General features: G+C 66.2%; 12 protein-coding genes and 1 pseudogene. 8 read left to right on the top strand and 5 right to left on the bottom strand.

Translation table 11 applies throughout. From position 1 onward, the window contains the following. Positions 1–1,005: hydantoinase/oxoprolinase N-terminal domain-containing protein (locus VN047_RS08350; RefSeq protein WP_325541657.1), on the bottom strand; the 1,005-nt coding region annotated here is incomplete at its 3' end. After that, a complete protein-coding gene (locus VN047_RS08345) occupies positions 989–2,602 on the bottom strand; it encodes a CHASE domain-containing protein (protein WP_325541656.1) in 1,614 nt (537 codons plus the stop codon). The genes VN047_RS08350 and VN047_RS08345, both read right to left, overlap by 17 nt. Positions 2,603–2,775: 173 nt before the next feature. Here VN047_RS08345 and VN047_RS08340 point away from each other — a divergent pair, with 173 nt between their 5' ends. Further along, positions 2,776–3,426 (top strand): glutathione S-transferase family protein, encoded by a 651-nt coding sequence (locus tag VN047_RS08340; RefSeq protein ID WP_325541655.1) that lies wholly within the window; start codon positions 2,776–2,778, stop codon positions 3,424–3,426. Positions 3,427–4,053: 627 nt separating this feature from the next. Here the strand turns inward: VN047_RS08340 and VN047_RS08335 are convergent. Then, positions 4,054–5,535 carry an AMP nucleosidase gene (locus VN047_RS08335; RefSeq protein ID WP_325541654.1) on the bottom strand — a complete coding sequence of 494 codons (1,482 nt, stop codon included), beginning with the start codon at positions 5,533–5,535 and terminating at the stop codon, positions 4,054–4,056. Positions 5,536–5,606: 71 nt separating this feature from the next. Continuing rightward, entirely contained in the window at positions 5,607–6,089 is a 483-nt protein-coding gene (locus tag VN047_RS08330) for a peroxiredoxin (RefSeq protein ID WP_325541653.1), read from the bottom strand. 163 nt (positions 6,090–6,252) lie between these two features. On the opposite strand from VN047_RS08330, the gene VN047_RS08325 reads away from it, so the two are divergent. Further along, positions 6,253–6,816, top strand: a complete 564-nt coding sequence (locus tag VN047_RS08325) for a YqgE/AlgH family protein (RefSeq protein WP_325541652.1) — start codon at positions 6,253–6,255, stop codon at positions 6,814–6,816. 88 nt (positions 6,817–6,904) lie between these two features. On the opposite strand, the gene VN047_RS08320 is transcribed toward VN047_RS08325, so the two are convergent. After that, entirely contained in the window at positions 6,905–7,303 is a 399-nt protein-coding gene (locus VN047_RS08320) for a hypothetical protein (RefSeq protein WP_325541651.1), read from the bottom strand. A gap of 395 nt (positions 7,304–7,698) precedes the next feature. Here VN047_RS08320 and ahcY point away from each other — a divergent pair, with 395 nt between their 5' ends. From ahcY to VN047_RS08290, 6 genes and pseudogenes are all read left to right on the top strand, one after another. After that, complete coding sequence (ahcY, locus tag VN047_RS08315; RefSeq protein ID WP_325541650.1) at positions 7,699–9,114, top strand: adenosylhomocysteinase; 1,416 nt, start codon at positions 7,699–7,701, stop codon at positions 9,112–9,114. A gap of 279 nt (positions 9,115–9,393) precedes the next feature. Next, positions 9,394–11,757, top strand: a complete 2,364-nt coding sequence (locus VN047_RS08310) for a PAS domain-containing sensor histidine kinase (protein WP_325541649.1) — start codon at positions 9,394–9,396, stop codon at positions 11,755–11,757. Next, the gene (gene tsaE, locus VN047_RS08305; RefSeq protein ID WP_325541648.1) at positions 11,754–12,206 is read left to right on the top strand and encodes a tRNA (adenosine(37)-N6)-threonylcarbamoyltransferase complex ATPase subunit type 1 TsaE; all 453 of its coding nucleotides are present in this window, start codon (positions 11,754–11,756) and stop codon (positions 12,204–12,206) included. Before VN047_RS08310 ends, tsaE begins: the two co-directional genes overlap by 4 nt. Further along, entirely contained in the window at positions 12,203–13,174 is a 972-nt protein-coding gene (locus tag VN047_RS08300) for an aminoglycoside phosphotransferase family protein (RefSeq protein ID WP_325541647.1), read from the top strand. The genes tsaE and VN047_RS08300 overlap by 4 nt, the downstream gene beginning before the upstream one ends. After that, positions 13,171–13,890, top strand: a complete 720-nt coding sequence (locus VN047_RS08295; RefSeq protein WP_325541646.1) for a nucleotidyltransferase family protein — start codon at positions 13,171–13,173, stop codon at positions 13,888–13,890. Before VN047_RS08300 ends, VN047_RS08295 begins: the two co-directional genes overlap by 4 nt. Further along, a pseudogene (locus VN047_RS08290) lies at positions 13,883–15,045 on the top strand (double-strand break repair protein AddB); the annotation flags it as partial. The gene VN047_RS08295 and the pseudogene VN047_RS08290, both read left to right, overlap by 8 nt.

Below are 15,045 nucleotides of genomic sequence, written 5' to 3'. Positions count from 1 at the left end.
GCCGTCCCAGCGGCAGATCGAGCCGCCGCCTGCCGCGACGGTGTGGATGCGCAGCATCGGGGCGCGGATGCGCGTGCCCGCGACGATCGTTTCGTTATCGCGCTCGAGGCGGCCGGCATAATGGCTGACGTCGGTCGAGGTGCCGCCCATGTCGAAGCCGATCAGCCGCGTCTTGCCGAGCGGCGCGGCGCTGCCGACCATGCCGACGATCCCGCCCGCTGGACCGGAAAGGATCGCGTCGCGGCCGTGGAAGGCGCTTGCGGAAGCGAGGCCGCCCGAGCTTTTCATGAACCGGGGGTCGATGCCTTCTCCCAATTGGCCGACGAACTGGTCGACATAATGGTGGAGGACGGGCGAGAGATAGGCGTCGGCAAGCGTCGTGTCGCCGCGGCCGACGAGCTTGACAAGGGCGCTGACGTCGTGGCTGGTCGAGATCTGGGTGAAGCCGAGCTTGCGCGCGATTTCGGCAAGACGCGCCTCGTGCGCGGGGTAGCGATAGCCGTGCATCAGCACGATCGCGATGCTGGCGATGCCGCGATCGCGCGCGGCTTGCAGCGACGCGCGCGCGCATTTCTCGTCCAGCGCGATCAATATCTCGCCGTCGGGACCGACGCGCTCGGCGATTTCGGCGACTTCGGCGTGGGGCGGCGGAATGCGGTCCAGCTTGCGCGCGAAAAGACCGGGGCGGTCCTGATAGCCGATGGTGAGCGCGTCGCCGAAACCGCGCGTGATCGCGAGCAGCGTCGGCTCGCCCTTGCGTTCGAGCAGCGCGTTGGTTGCCACCGTGCTGCCCATGCGGATCGCGAGCGGGGGAAGCGCGCCGGCACCGGCGCCGGTCAGGTCGCGGATCGCATTGACCGCGGCGTCACCGGGGCGTGCGGGATCTTCGGAGAGATATTTGGTCGTAACGACGGCGCCGTCCGGCGCGCGCGCGACGACGTCGGTAAAGGTGCCGCCCCGGTCGATCCAGATATGCCAGCGGTCGTCGTCAGGTCCTGAAGTCATCGTCCGGCCAGCGAATGACGATCGTGAGGCTGTTGTCAACGGCGGTCCGGTTCCAGCTGCCCTTCAACTGGCGTTCGATCAGCGAACGGATGAACCGTGTGCCGAAGCTTTCGGTGTCGATCTGCGGGGTCCGGGCAAGGCCGCTTTCGATCCAGTTCAGTTCGATGACGTCGTCGATACGGTGCCAGGCGATGGCGAGGTCGCCGGCCCCGGAGAGCGCGCCATATTTGATGCTGTTGGTCACGAATTCGTGGATCGCGAGTGAAAGTGCCTGCGCCCCTTCGTCACCGAGGCGGACTTCGGGTCCGGTAAAGGTAGCGAGCCGGTCGTCCGGAAGCCCGGCGAGCTGGAGTTCGCGGTGGACAATCCGGCCGAGTTCGACGCTGTCGACCGCGCCGGTCACCAGCATCTGTTTGGCGTCCGACAAGGCACGCATGCGACCGTCGAACCTCGACTCGAAATCGTCGAGGCTTTGCGATTCGCGCAGCGTGATGCGCGCGAGCGCGCCGATGCGGGCAAAGGCATTCTTCATCCGGTGCGCCATCTCGCCGATCATCAGCTCGCGGTCGGCGGCGCGTAGCGCCTGTTCGTCGGCGAGCGCCTGCGCGGCGCCGACGCGGCGCTGCTGGACGCGGTGGAGCTGGGTCGCGAGGACCGCGAGCGCGAGGCCGAAAAGAAAGATGCCTAGCGGCCGGCCGAGCCGTTCGAGGAAACGGCCATAGGATATGCGCATCGTCCATTGCCGGTCGGCGATGCGCAGCACCTGTTCGTGTGCGTCCCAGCCCATCGTGCCGTGGCGGAAGACGACGGGCGCGGAAGGCCCCGCGCCGGCCCGGATTTCGAGGCCGTCGATATGTTCGAGCTGCGGCCCGAGTACCGCCTTCATCATGTCGTTGATGCGGAAGGGGGCGTAGACGAAGGCTTCGACCGGGCGCGTTCCGGGTGCCGTCGCCGACGTGCCTCTGGCCGGGTCGCGCGTGTAGATGGGCAAATAGATGAGGAAGCCCTGCTGCCTGACCGTCGCCGCCCTTTCCTGCGCGAGTTCGACGATGCCGCTCGCGGCGGGGCGGCCGGTCTGCCATGCCCGGCGCATCGCTGCGCGCCGCACGGGTTCGCTGTACATGTCGAAGCCCAGTGCGACGTGGCGGCGCGGCGTATAGGGTTCGACGAGGACGACCGGAAAGCCGACCGGCTGGTCGGTAACTGCGGGCCAGACCCTGATATCCTCGCCATAATTTTCGCGCAGCCGCGCCTCGACCGCGGCGGGAGTCGCGGCGCGCATCGCGGCGGCGATGCCGATCCCTTCCATTCCCGGCGAATGGACCTGCGGCCGGAGCGCGGCGAGATAGGCGCGAATGCCGGTTCCGTCCGCGGCATCGCTGGACTGGTAGAGCGCGCGCACGCCTTCGAGGATCGCGACATGATCGCGCAGCCGCATGTTGAATTGCGCCGCGACGCGGGCAGCCTGATCGGACTCCTCGGCCTGGTTATAAAGGAAGCTGGCAGCGGCGGCGACGAGGGTGGCGAGCAGGATGACCAGCCCGACGAACCGGACCAGCAGCGCCAACAGCCGATCTGCCCATGTGGAAGGGCGCATTATATCATCCTGCATGATGGCCGCCGCGGCGGCACCCCCTCCGACGCCGGATGGTTCCATGCCGGGATGCCGATAGCAAGTTTATTTCGCGAGCCCCTGCAGGAGCCTTGCATATTGGTTGCAAAGCGCAACCCTTCTCCTATTCTGCCGCGCGAAACAAGGGAGCAGCAGATATGATAATCTATGGATCGGTGGTGTCGCCTTTCGTCCGAAAATTGCTGGCGTATCTGGGCGAAAAGGGCGTGGATTTCGAGCTGAAGGGCGTCGGTATCGGCGACCCCGACCCCGGATTCCGGGCTGCATCGCCGCTGGGCAAGATGCCCGCGATGGATGACGACGGCTTCCTGCTCGCCGATTCGAGCGCGATCATCCAGTATGTCGAGGCGAAATATCCCGAGCCCGCGCTGATTCCCGCCGACGCGCAGCAGCGCGGGCGGGTGATCTGGTGGGAGGAATTCGGCGACACGGTGTTCGCGGCGTGCAGCGGGAAGATATTCTTCAACCGGATCGTCGCGCCGAAATTCCTTGGCCGCGAGGGCGATCTTGCCGCCGCGGCGCTTGCCGAGAGCGAGGAATTGCCGAAACTGCTCGCCTATCTGGAAAGCGCGATCCCGGCATCGGGTTTCCTCGTCGGCGACCGGTTGACCCTCGCCGATCTGGCGGTGGCATCGCCGCTGATGAATTTCCGCCATTGCGGCGCGGGCATCGATCCGGCGGTTTATCCGAAGATCGCGGCCTGGAGCGAAGCGACCCTGTCGCGGCCGAGCATGGCGCCGTGGATCGCGAAGGAAGAGCGGCTGATGGCGAAGGTGCTGGGGGCGTGAATCACGTTTGGCAGGAACATGCAGGTCCTGAAATATCGACATAGTTGCGCCGTGCCTCCCCGACCCGTTCCGCAAGGCGGGATCGCTCGAACCCTGATCGCGCAATAAATAGCTTTTGACCCTAACCTATGTTGCTGGTGAATCGATGCGTCGCTGCTAGCGCTTGTCCACTGACGCCGTCCTAGCGACCCGGGACGGCGGAGGGGCTTTCTCTTGCGTAGCCATATGCAAGGGAACGATAGGGCTCTGCCGCAAGGCCGGGCCCTATTTGCAAGGGGGCGGCCGGTTTTTCGTTTTCGGGCGGTTGCAGACGTTTATCCTCCGTGCCGCGAAGCGGTGGGGAAGGGTACCGCCTCCGCAGGCGGTGGTGGAGGGGCGGCGGCCTTGCGCCGCCCGTCCCCCGTCAGCGCTTCGCGCTGCCACCTCCCCATCGCTTCGCGACAGGGAGGATATTCCCGTCAGCTCACCCCGGACCTGATCCGGGGTCCATACGATGGTGCGGCCATGGACCCCGGATCAGGTCCGGGGTGACGAAGGAGAGGGAACGAACGTCCGCTTTCCACCTCAAACCCGTTGTTTACGCATACCGTTCCATCAGCCTGCCATCCCACTGCGGCGGCGCTGCGCTTACCGGAAGGGCGGCTCGTTGAACGCGCGCAACTTGCGGCTGTGGAGTTTGGCGCCTTCGTCGCGCATCGTTTCGCATGCGCGGATGCCGATCTGGAGGTGCGCGGCGATCGCTTCCTCGTAGAAGCGGTTCGCCTGCCCGGGGAGCTTCAATTCGCCGTGGAGCGGCTTGTCGCTGACGCAAAGCAGGGTGCCGTAGGGTACGCGGAAACGATAGCCCTGCGCGGCGATCGTCGCCGACTCCATGTCGATGCCGATCGCGCGCGACTGCGAGAAGCGCAGCGCGCTGTCGGAGTAGCGAAGTTCCCAGTTGCGGTCGTCGGTGGTGACGACCGTGCCCGTGCGCATCCTTTTCTTGAGATCGGCGCCGCTGGCGCCCGACACGTCCTCGGCGGCGCTGGCGAGCGCCTGCTGGACTTCGGCGATCGGCGGGATCGGGATTTCGATCGGGAGCACCGCGTCGAGGATATGGTCGTCGCGAAGATAGGCGTGCGCGAGCACATAGTCGCCGATGCGCTGGCTGGGACGCAGCCCGCCGCAGTGGCCGATCATCAGCCACGCTTCGGGGCGGAGCACCGCCAGATGGTCGCAGATCGTCTTGGCGTTCGACGGGCCGACGCCGATGTTGACGAGCGTGATGCCGCCGCCGTCGGGCGCGACGAGGTGGTAGGCGGGCATCTGGTGCCGCCGCCAGGCGCTGTCGGCGACAAGCGCGCTCGCGTTCACCCCCGGCTGATCGACGTACAGTCCCGCGGCGCCCGCGAGCGCGGTGTAGTGGCCCTGGCCAACCTGCGACCCCGCCCATGCGACGAATTCGTCGACGTAGCGGTGATAGTTGGTGAACAGGATATAGCGCTGGAAATGTTCGGGCGCGGTGCCCGTATAGTGACGGAGGCGCGCGAGGCTGAAGTCGGTGCGCAGCGCGTCGAACAATGCGAGCGGCTGCGCCGCGGACGGATCTGCGCCGAACAGGCCGTCGGCGAGTTCGTCGCCGATGTCGGCAAGCTCGGTGGTCGGGAAATGACGCGCGAGTTCGAGCGGGGTGACGCCGCCCATGTCCGAGCCGTCGCTGGCATCGAGCACATAGGGGAAGGGGATCTGTTGCCCCGTCCGCGTTACCTCGAGCCGGACGTCGTAGTGGCGCGCGAGCAACATCAGCTGATCGCGGAGATAATCGGCGAAGAGGTCGGGGCGCGTGACCGTGGTTTCGAACGTGCCCGCGCGCTCGAAGCGGCCGAAGGAAAGATTATGCCCCTTCTGCCCTTCGCGCTGTTCGCCGGTGGTCGTCAGGCGGATAGCCGGATAGTCGAACAGGCCGGTCGCGGCGGCATCGGCCGGCGGCAGCGTGCGGTCGTGGACATAGGCGGCGATGGCGGATTTGAGATTGGTGACCGACGCGCGGAACCGCGTCTGAAGCTCGGCGATGATCGCGTCGACGAGAGCGGCGGGGTCGGTGGTTTCTTGCGATGAGCTGGATGTCATCGCGGTGGTGTTGCACGAAAATATGACAAAAGGGAAGGGGGGCGACCCGATCGGAGCCGCCCCGGATTTTCCTACAGCTGTTCGAGCATATGGTCGGCGCTCGACACCTTGAATTCGCCCGGTGCCTCGACATTGAGCTGTTCGACGACGCCGTCGTTGACGATCATCGAGAAGCGCTGGCCGCGCTTGCCCATGCCGAACGCCTTGCCGTCCATCGTCAGGCCGACCGCTTCGGCGAAGTCGCCATTGCCGTCGGCGAGCATCGTGACGCTGTCGCCCGCGCTGGCGCTCTTGCCCCATGCGCCCATGACGAAGGCATCGTTGACCGCGGTGCAGACGATTTCGTCGACGCCCTTGGCCTTCAGCTCGCCGGCCTTGTCGACGAAGCCCGGCAGATGCTTGGCCGAGCAGGTCGGGGTAAAGGCGCCCGGGACCGAGAAGAGCGCGACGCGGCGGCCTTTGAAATAATCGGCGGTCGTCACCTGTTCGGGGCCGTTTTCGGTGACCTTTACGAAGGTGGCGTCGGGCAGCTTGTCTCCGGTCTGGATCGTCATGGTCGGCATCCTTTTCTTGAGGGGATTGTGTCGGTCGCGACATTGGGGCGCGAAGGCCGCGAGTCAAGCGGCCGTCCTTCGTTCCCTGTCGTCCCGTGTCCCGCGGCGCGACGAAAGACATTAGGTGCTGGACCCTTTAGGCCTTGCGCGGCATTGTACGGATATGGAGACTGCCCCCATCTGGTTTACTGGCCAATTGCTGCTGGCGTTGCCCGGGATCGGCGATCCCCGCTTCGAGCATTCGGTGATCGCGATGATCAGCCACGACGAGGATGGCGCGATGGGCATCGGCATCGGCGACCCGATCGGAGGGATGACCGTCGGCGCGGTGCTTGACCAGCTTGAAATCGAACATGATGTTCCGCTTGATCAGCCGGTCTATCTTGGCGGCCCGGTCGAGCCGTCGCGCGGTTTCGTTCTCCACAGTCTCGACTGGGGCGGCGAGGGCGCCGTGCAGGTCGGCGATCGCTGGATGGTATCGAGCTCGCACGACATATTGCGCGCGATCGGCGAGGGGCGCGGCCCGTCGCGCTGGCTGGTGGCGCTCGGTTATGCGGGATGGTCGCCGGGGCAGCTGGAGGGTGAAATGGTGCGCCACGGCTGGCATGTCACGCCGGGCAGCGACGGCCTGCTGTTCGAAACGCCGCCCGCCGAACGGTGGCAGGCGGCGTTTGCCGAAGCGGGAGTGGACGCCCGCTTGCTGACAACCGAAGGCGGCGAAGCTTGAAATCGTCGCCCCCGCGCAGGCGGGGGCCGCGGGCAATCTTATGCAAGGCCGATAACGGCCCCCGCCTGCGCGGGGGCGACGATATTGTTCAGCGCGCCAATGCCAGCAGCGGTTTGCCCGTATTGAGGTTCGCGAGCGCGGTGCGTGCCGCCCAGCGCGAGTCGACATAGTCGCCGTTCGCGAGTTCGACGTCGTAACGGATCGGGCTGCCGATCGCCGAGTCATAGGCAGCGGCGGCTTCGGCGGTGCGACCCAGACGAGCATAAGCGGTGCCAAGATTGATGAGGCGCGACGGATCGCGCGCGTCGAGGCGCGTGTCGCCGGTGAGCTTGTCGACCGCGGCCCGGTTTTCACCGGCCTTCAGTTCGGCATAAGCGACCGGCAGGATCTCCGAATCGGCCTGCGGCGCGGTGACCACGACGATCGATTGCGCCGCAGCAGGGCTCGAAATGGCCAGAGCGATCAGCGGCAGCAGATTTTTTTTCATCTTACGTATCTCCCCGAAAACTTGAGGCGATTTTCTCGCGCATGCCACAAAAAGTCAATGTTTTCGGGGGTTTGTAACATTGCTGTCACAAATAGCCATTATGCTGAAAGCAAGGCGCATTATAAGTCAGGATTATCAGAATCTTGGACTTTGCGACTCCGTGTCACAATCGGGCAGCACGGATTGTCACAATTGCTGCCGGCAAAATTTTTTTCGCGAGCGGCGCGCATTTTTGCGTGCCGATTCGCGTGTTCGCCGGCTGTCGCCCGACAGTGCTTCACACGCGATATAAAGAAATGTTTATATTTGATCGGCGGCGGCGTTTCGGCTAGGGCGCCGAGCGTGTTTTCGTGGCCGCTCGCCTGCGGTCGTATTACCAATATGGAGAATCCCCCGTGGCCACTCTCGCCGCCGACGCCCGTGACTATGTCGTTGCCGACATCAGCCTCGCCGATTTCGGGCGCAAGGAAATCAACATCGCCGAAACCGAAATGCCGGGCCTGATGGCGCTGCGCAGCGAGTTCGGTGCTTCGCAGCCGCTCAAGGGCGCGCGCATCACCGGTTCGCTGCACATGACGATCCAGACCGCGGTGCTGATCGAGACGCTGACCGCGCTCGGCGCCGAAGTGCGCTGGGCGACCTGCAACATCTTCTCGACCCAGGACCATGCCGCCGCCGCGATTGCCGCGTCGGGCGTGCCGGTGTTCGCCGTGAAGGGCGAAAGCCTCGCCGATTATTGGGACTATGTCGGCCGCATCTTCGACTGGGGCGTCGAGGACGGCACGACCTGCAACCTGATCCTCGACGACGGCGGCGACGCCACGATGTTCGCGCTGTGGGGCGCGAAGCTCGAAGCCGGCGAAACGATGCCGGCGCCCGAGAATGAGGAAGAGGTCGAGATGCAGCGCGCGCTGAAGGCGTTCGTTGCCGCGAACCCCGGTTACCTGACCAAGACGGTCAAGGCGATCAAGGGCGTGTCGGAAGAAACGACGACCGGCGTCCACCGCCTGTACCACATCGCCAAGAAGGGCGAACTGCCCTTCCCCGCGATCAACGTCAACGACAGCGTCACCAAGTCGAAGTTCGACAACCTCTATGGCTGTAAAGAGTCGCTCGTCGACGCGATCCGCCGCGGCACCGACGTGATGCTGGCGGGCAAGGTCGCGACCGTCGCCGGTTTCGGCGACGTCGGCAAGGGCAGCGCGCAGTCGCTCCGTAACGGCGGTGCACGCGTTCTCGTGACCGAAATCGATCCGATCTGCGCGCTGCAGGCGGCGATGGAAGGCTTCGAGGTCGTGACGATGGACGAAGCCGTCAAGCGTTCGGACATCTTCGTCACCGCGACCGGCAACGCCGACGTCATCACCGCCGAACATATGGCGGCGATGAAGAATATGGCGATCGTCTGCAACATCGGCCACTTCGACAGCGAGATCCAGATCGCGGCGCTCGCCAACTACAAGTGGACCGAAGTGAAGCCGCAGGTCGACCTCGTCGAATTCCCCGACGGCAAGCAGATCATCATCCTGTCGAAGGGTCGTCTGGTCAATCTCGGCAATGCGACCGGCCACCCGAGCTTCGTGATGTCGGCAAGCTTCACCAACCAGACGCTGGCGCAGATCGAACTGTGGACCCGCAGCGATCAGTACAAGAACGACGTGTACGTCCTGCCCAAGCACCTCGACGAAAAGGTCGCGGCGCTGCACCTCGAAAAGCTGGGCGTGAAGCTCAGCCAGCTCAGCCAGAAGCAGGCCGATTATATCGGCGTGCCGGTCGAAGGCCCGTTCAAGCCCGATCATTATCGTTATTGATCGGCGCCCCGCCCGGCGTGAATCGGGTGATTTGCGCGGGTACGAAGGGGACAGAGAGAAAAGGGAAGGGGGCGGCTTTGCCGTCCCCTTTTTTGTCAGGCCCCGATGCCTTTTCGCGCTCCGGGCCCGAGGGCGAACCGAATAATCCACTGCAGCACGTCAACCGGAAGGCGATGCGCGGCAATTGGCGGTGACATGCGATTGAAACATGACTCCATCGTCTTTAGGGCTGGCAAGAATGGCACCGAAAGCAGCCGAAGCGTGGAAGACTGAAGCGGGATGAGCGATACGCTTTCCCCGGCGCTGTTGTTCGCGCTTGGCCTGTTCGCCGCGCTGTGGCTGCTCGCGGGCCTGTGGGCAGTCGGGCGCGGCATTGCGATGCAGCGGCGATCGGCATTTGTCGCAGGGCAGGCCGAACGGCTGGCGAGCCTCGTCGAAGCCTCGCCGCAGCTTCCCGTGATCGTGCGCGCCGACTGGCGGATCGAGGCGAGCGAGCGGCTCGGTCGCTGGCTCGGGCTCGAACGCGGTCCGCGCAATTTCGACGAACTGCGCGGGCTCGGCAGCGGACTCGACGCCGACGGCCATGACGCGCTGCGGCAGGCGATTCTCGGTGCGCAGCGCGGTGCGAAGCCCTTTGTTCTGAGCCTGAGGCCCGACGGCAGCAACCGGACGATCATTGTCCATGGCGCCGCGGCGCCGCAGGCGGTCGGTGGACCGGGCAGCGTGCTGTTGTGGCTGAGCGACGCGACCGACGGGCAACAGGCGCTGGCGCATGCCCGCAGCGAACGCGACGAGGCGATGGCGGCTTTCGAGGCGCTGTCGGGGCTGATCGAGGCGGCGCCCTTCCCGATGTGGTTCCGCGACACCGGGCTCCAGCTCGCACTCGTCAACGGCGCATATGTCCGCGCGGTCGAGGCGAAGAGCGCGACCGCGGTGATCGACGGCGGCATCGAGCTATGCGAAACCGTCGCCGGGGTGAGCGCCGCCGAAGCCGCCGACGAAGCGCGTGCGGCCGGATCGGCGCATGTCCGGACGATCCCGGTGACGATCGAGGGCGAGCGGCGAATCATGCGGGTCGTGGATGTGCCGCTTGCCCCGCAGGGAGGGCGCGCCATTGGCATCGCGGGCTATGCGATCGACATTCAGGAACTCGAAAGCGAGCGCGGCGCGCACCGCCGCTTCGTCGATACCCAGCGCGAACTGCTTGACCGGCTGTCGGCAGCGGTCGCGCAATTCGGTCCCGACCAGGGGCTGAGCTTTGCGAACCTGCCGTTCCGCCGCCTGTTCGGGCTGGAGGCCGAGGAGGTGGCCGAGGCGCCGCCTTTCGCGCGGCTGCTCGATGCCTGGCGTGAGGGCGGGCGGACTCCCGAAGTACGCAACTATCCCGAATGGCGGCAGGCGCATGTCGAATGGTTCGCGCAGGCGGGCGCGAGCGAGGAAGACTGGCTGCTTCGCGACGGCACGCATCTTCACGTCGTCGCGCAGCCGACCCCCGACGGCGGCTTGCTGCTGATCGCCGAGGACAAGACCGAACAGGTACAGCTTGCGGGTGCGCGCGACACGTTGCTTCGCGTCCGCACCGCGACCTTCGACAATCTGTTCGAAGCGGTCGCGGTGTTCGCACCCGACGGGCGGCTGCATCTGTGGAACCAGCGTTTCCGCCGTCTGTGGGGCATCGACGAGCCGACGCTCGCGGCGCATCCGCGCGTCGATGCGCTGATGGGCGGGCTGGCCGACCGGCTCGCGAAACCGAACCAGATCAGCATCGTGCAGGAAGTCATCCGCGCCGCGACGCTCGAGAGGCAACAGCGCGTCGGCGAGGTCCGTTTCGCCGACGGGCGCCATTTCGACTTCGCCTCGATCCCGCTGCCCGACGGCAATGCGCTGCTGATCATGCTCGACATCACCGCGAGCCGGAAGATGGAGGGGGCGCTGCGCGAGCGCAACGAAGCGCTGGAGGCGGCTGACAAGGCGAAGACCGCCTTCCTGTCGCGGATGAGTTATGAACTGCGCACGCCGCTGACCTCGATCGGGGGGTTCGGCGAAATGTTGCAGGCTGGCTATGCCGGCAAGCTGGCCGATCCGCAGCGCGCCTATATCGACGCGATCATGGATTCGGTCGCGGTGCTCGGCCGTCAGATCGACAATGTGCTCGACCTTGCGCAGGGCGAGGCAGGGACGCTGGCGATCGAGCGCGCGCCGGTCGATGTCCGCGCGCTGCTCGAAAGCGCGCTCGCCGATGCCAAGGCCTTTGCGGCAAGCGAGAAGGTCGAGCTGGTCGGCAATATCGCGGCGAGCCTTGGCCATATCGAGGGCGATGCGCCGCGTCTGACGCGCCTCGTCGCGGGGCTGCTCGACAATGCGGTGCGCTTTACCGCGCCGTCGCGCAAATCGGGCGCGCGCGTGCTGCTTCATGCCGATGGCGATGCGCGCGGCGTCGACATCATCGTGTCCGACAACGGCCCGGGAATGCCCGAGGCCGCAGCTGCAGTCGCCAAGGGACAGCAGGCGGGCACCTCGACCGGCGGTATCGGCCTCGCGCTCGCGCGGCAGCTCGTTTCGGCGCATGGCGGGACGATGGAAGTGGTAAGCGAGCAGGGGCAGGGTACGCTTGTGCGGATCAGCCTGCCGCGCGGCGCATGACGAACTTTTCCATGGAATATGATCTGGGCGAGGCCGCGCAAATCGGCGCCGCGATCGGTGCTGTGCTGGCGGCTGGCGATATCGTGCTGCTGTCGGGCGATCTCGGCGCGGGCAAGACGACGCTGGCGCGCGCGATGCTGAAAGCGCGAGGGCTCGCGGGCGAAGCGCCGAGCCCGACCTTCGCAATCGTCCAGCCCTATGCGCCGCCCGAGGTCGATCTGCCCGTCGCGCATGTCGATCTCTACCGCATCGAGGACGAAGGCGAGCTGATCGAGCTCGGGCTCGACGACTATCTGTATGACGGCGCGTTGCTGATCGAATGGCCCGAACGGCTGGGCGGGGCCGGATGGCCCGAAGCGCTCGAACTGACGATATCGGGCGCGGGCGACGCGCGCGTCTTGACAGCGTCGGTGCCGGCGGCTTGGGAAGCGCGATGGCCGCTTCGATGATTCCGCCCGCTCATGCGCCCGCCTTTCTTGCCGCGCATGGCTGGGGCGATGCCCGGATTTTGCCGCTTGCCGGCGATGCTTCCTTCCGTCGATATTTCCGTGTCGTCGATGGCGACCGGCAGGCGGTGCTGATGGACGCGCCGCCGCCGCACGAGGACCCGCGGCCGTTCATCGCGGTTGCCGAATATCTGTGCGAGCTGGGACTGAACGCCCCGACGATCCTTGCGCGCGACCTCGAGCAGGGGCTGCTGCTGATCGAGGATTTCGGCGATGTGCGGCTGCGCGAGACCGTCGACGAGCAATTGCACCGGGAAAGCGAATATTATGCGGGGGTCACCGACCTCCTTGTGCACCTGCACGCGCGGGCGCCGATGGACGGGCTGCCGGTACACGGGATCGGGCAGTGGCTCGACGAGGTGATGCTGTTCACCGACTGGTATTGTCCGGCGCTCGATATCGACGTCGACCGCGATGCGTTTCGCGCGGCGTGGGCCGAGGTTCTGAACCCGGTCGAACGCGACGGTCTGCCGCGCGTCACCGTGCTGCGCGACTATCATGCCGAAAATATCATGCTGGTGCCGGGCAAGGACGGACTTGCGCATTATGGTCTGCTCGATTTCCAGGACGCGCTGGTCGGCCACCCGGCCTATGATCTCGCGTCGGTGCTCGAAGATGCCCGGCGCGACGTGAGCCCGGCGGTCGAGGCCGCGATGCTCGCGCGCTATCGCGAAGCCACCGGGCGGGATATCGAGGCCGCCTATTGGGCGCTCGCGGCGCAGCGCAACACGCGCATCCTCGGCGTGTTCGTGCGGCTATGGAAGCGCGACGGCAAGGAAGGCTACCGCCGCTTCCAGCCGCGCATGTGGGGGCTGCTCGAACGCGACCTTGCGCATCCGGCGCTTGTCCCCGTCCGGCAATGGTTCGACGCCAATGTCCCCGCTTCGAAACGGGCGGAGGCGTGGTTGTGAGTGCGAAGATCGAAAGCGCGATGGTGATGGCGGCGGGCATCGGCAAGCGGATGCGTCCGCTGACGGCGACGCGGCCGAAACCGCTGGTGCGCGTCGCGGGCAAGCCGCTGATCGACCATAGTCTCGACCGGATCGAGGCGGCGGGCATTCCGCATGTCGTCGTCAATGTCCATTATCTCGCCGACGCGCTCGAAGCGCATCTGGCGGCGCAGAAGCGGAGGTTCACGATCGCGATTTCCGACGAACGCGACCTGCTGCTCGAAACCGGCGGCGGGATGGTCAAGGCATTGCCGCAGCTTCGCGGCGATCCGATCCTGATCGTCAACAGCGACAATATCTGGACCGACGGGCCCGAGGACAGCATCCGCCACCTTGCGCGCCACTGGGACGGCGAAAAGATGGACGCGCTGCTGCTGCTGATCCGGCAGGCGAGCGCGACGGGGCATGGCGGGAGCGGCGATTTCCATATGGACGGCGATGGCAAACTCAGCCGCCGCAAGCCGGGGCGGATCGCGCCCTTTGTATATACCGGCATCCAGCTTGTCTCGCCGCGACTGCTTGATGGCGCGCCCGAAGGGGCGTTTTCGACCAACATCCTGTGGGATCGCGCGATCGCCGCCGGGCGGCTTTATGGTCTGTCGCACATGGGGCAATGGTTCGACGTCGGCACCCCGGCGAGCATCGCGCCGACCGAAGCCGCGCTGACGGATGGCTGACGCCAAACCAACCGTCTTTTCCATTCCCGTCCAGCGGGCCTTCGCCGATGCGCTCGCCGCCGGGTTGATCGCGCGCTACGCCGACGGGGCGCTCGGGCTGGCGCAGGGCCTGATCATACTGCCGAGCAATCGTGCGCGGAGCGCGGTGCAGGCGGCGTTCGTGCGCGCGGGCGGTTCGGGTCTGCTGATGCCGCGGCTTGCGGTGATCGGCGACGCCGACCTCGATGAGTCGGTGGCGCTTGCGCTCGACCCGATCGACGAGAGCGATGCCATCCCGCCCGCGATCGATGCGCTGAAGCGGCGGTTGATGCTCGCGGCGCTGATCGAAAAACATCATCCGGCAGGCGAGGAACCGGTCACCGGCGCCGCGGCGTTCCAGCTTGCCGAAGGGCTGGGGCGCGTGATCGACCAGCTCCATTATGAAGAGGTCGCGCCGGCGCGGCTCGCCGATATCGAAGGTGCGCTCGGCGATCTGGCGGGGCATTGGCAGGCGTCGTGGCGGCGGCTGTCGCTGCTCGTCGATGAGTGGCCGAAACTGCTCGTCGCGACGGGGCATATCGACCGCGCCGATCGCCGGAACCGCCTGCTCGAACGGGTGAGCCGGGGATGGCGCGTGGCGCCGCCGACGCGCTTCGTCGTCGCTGCGGGTGTGACGACGGCGGCTCCCGCGATCGCGCGGCTGCTGCGTACCGTCGCCGATCTGCCGCAGGGCATGGTGGTGCTGCCGGGGCTCGACCTTGATATGGCGCGCGAGGAGTGGGACGCGCTCGGGCCGGTGAAGGCCGATCCCGACAAGCCACATGAACGTCCGCTGGAAACCCACCCGCAATATCATCTGAAGCTGCTGCTCGGGCGCATGGGTGTGTCGCGCGATGAGGTGCAATCGTGGGACGCGACGTCGGAATTCGACGGTCCCGATGCGCGTGCGCCCTTTACTTCGCTGCTCTTTGCGCCGGCCGCCTACACCGCGCGCTGGCAGCAGGCGGGCGATTTGAGTCCCGGCATAGCCGGCGTTAGCGCAGCGGTGTTCGCCGACGACGGACAGGAGGCGCAGGGCATCGCGCTGATGATGCGTCACGCGCTCGAAACGCCCGCGCGCACCGCTGCGCTCGTTACCCCCGATCGCGCGCTCGCGACGCGCGTTGCGGCGGCGCT

The sequence above is a fragment of the Sphingopyxis sp. genome, assembly GCF_035565275.1.
Lineage (GTDB): Bacteria > Pseudomonadota > Alphaproteobacteria > Sphingomonadales > Sphingomonadaceae > Sphingopyxis.
Note: the sequence above shows the minus strand (reverse complement) of the source record. Positions and strands in the feature narration are given on the sequence as shown.

Excerpts from the sequence above, each read along its gene's own strand:
- VN047_RS08325 (WP_325541652.1), top strand. The coding sequence starts at position 6,253 with ATGGAGACTGCCCCCATCTGGTTTACTGGCCAATTGCTGCTGGCGTTG.
- VN047_RS08335 (WP_325541654.1), bottom strand. The coding sequence starts at position 5,535 with ATGACATCCAGCTCATCGCAAGAAACCACCGACCCCGCCGCTCTCGTC.
- VN047_RS08320 (WP_325541651.1), bottom strand. The coding sequence starts at position 7,303 with ATGAAAAAAAATCTGCTGCCGCTGATCGCTCTGGCCATTTCGAGCCCT.
- VN047_RS08300 (WP_325541647.1), top strand. The coding sequence starts at position 12,203 with ATGATTCCGCCCGCTCATGCGCCCGCCTTTCTTGCCGCGCATGGCTGG.
- VN047_RS08330 (WP_325541653.1), bottom strand. The coding sequence starts at position 6,089 with ATGACGATCCAGACCGGAGACAAGCTGCCCGACGCCACCTTCGTAAAG.
- VN047_RS08310 (WP_325541649.1), top strand. The coding sequence starts at position 9,394 with ATGAGCGATACGCTTTCCCCGGCGCTGTTGTTCGCGCTTGGCCTGTTC.
- tsaE (WP_325541648.1), top strand. The coding sequence starts at position 11,754 with ATGACGAACTTTTCCATGGAATATGATCTGGGCGAGGCCGCGCAAATC.
- VN047_RS08340 (WP_325541655.1), top strand. The coding sequence starts at position 2,776 with ATGATAATCTATGGATCGGTGGTGTCGCCTTTCGTCCGAAAATTGCTG.
- VN047_RS08345 (WP_325541656.1), bottom strand. The coding sequence starts at position 2,602 with ATGCGCCCTTCCACATGGGCAGATCGGCTGTTGGCGCTGCTGGTCCGG.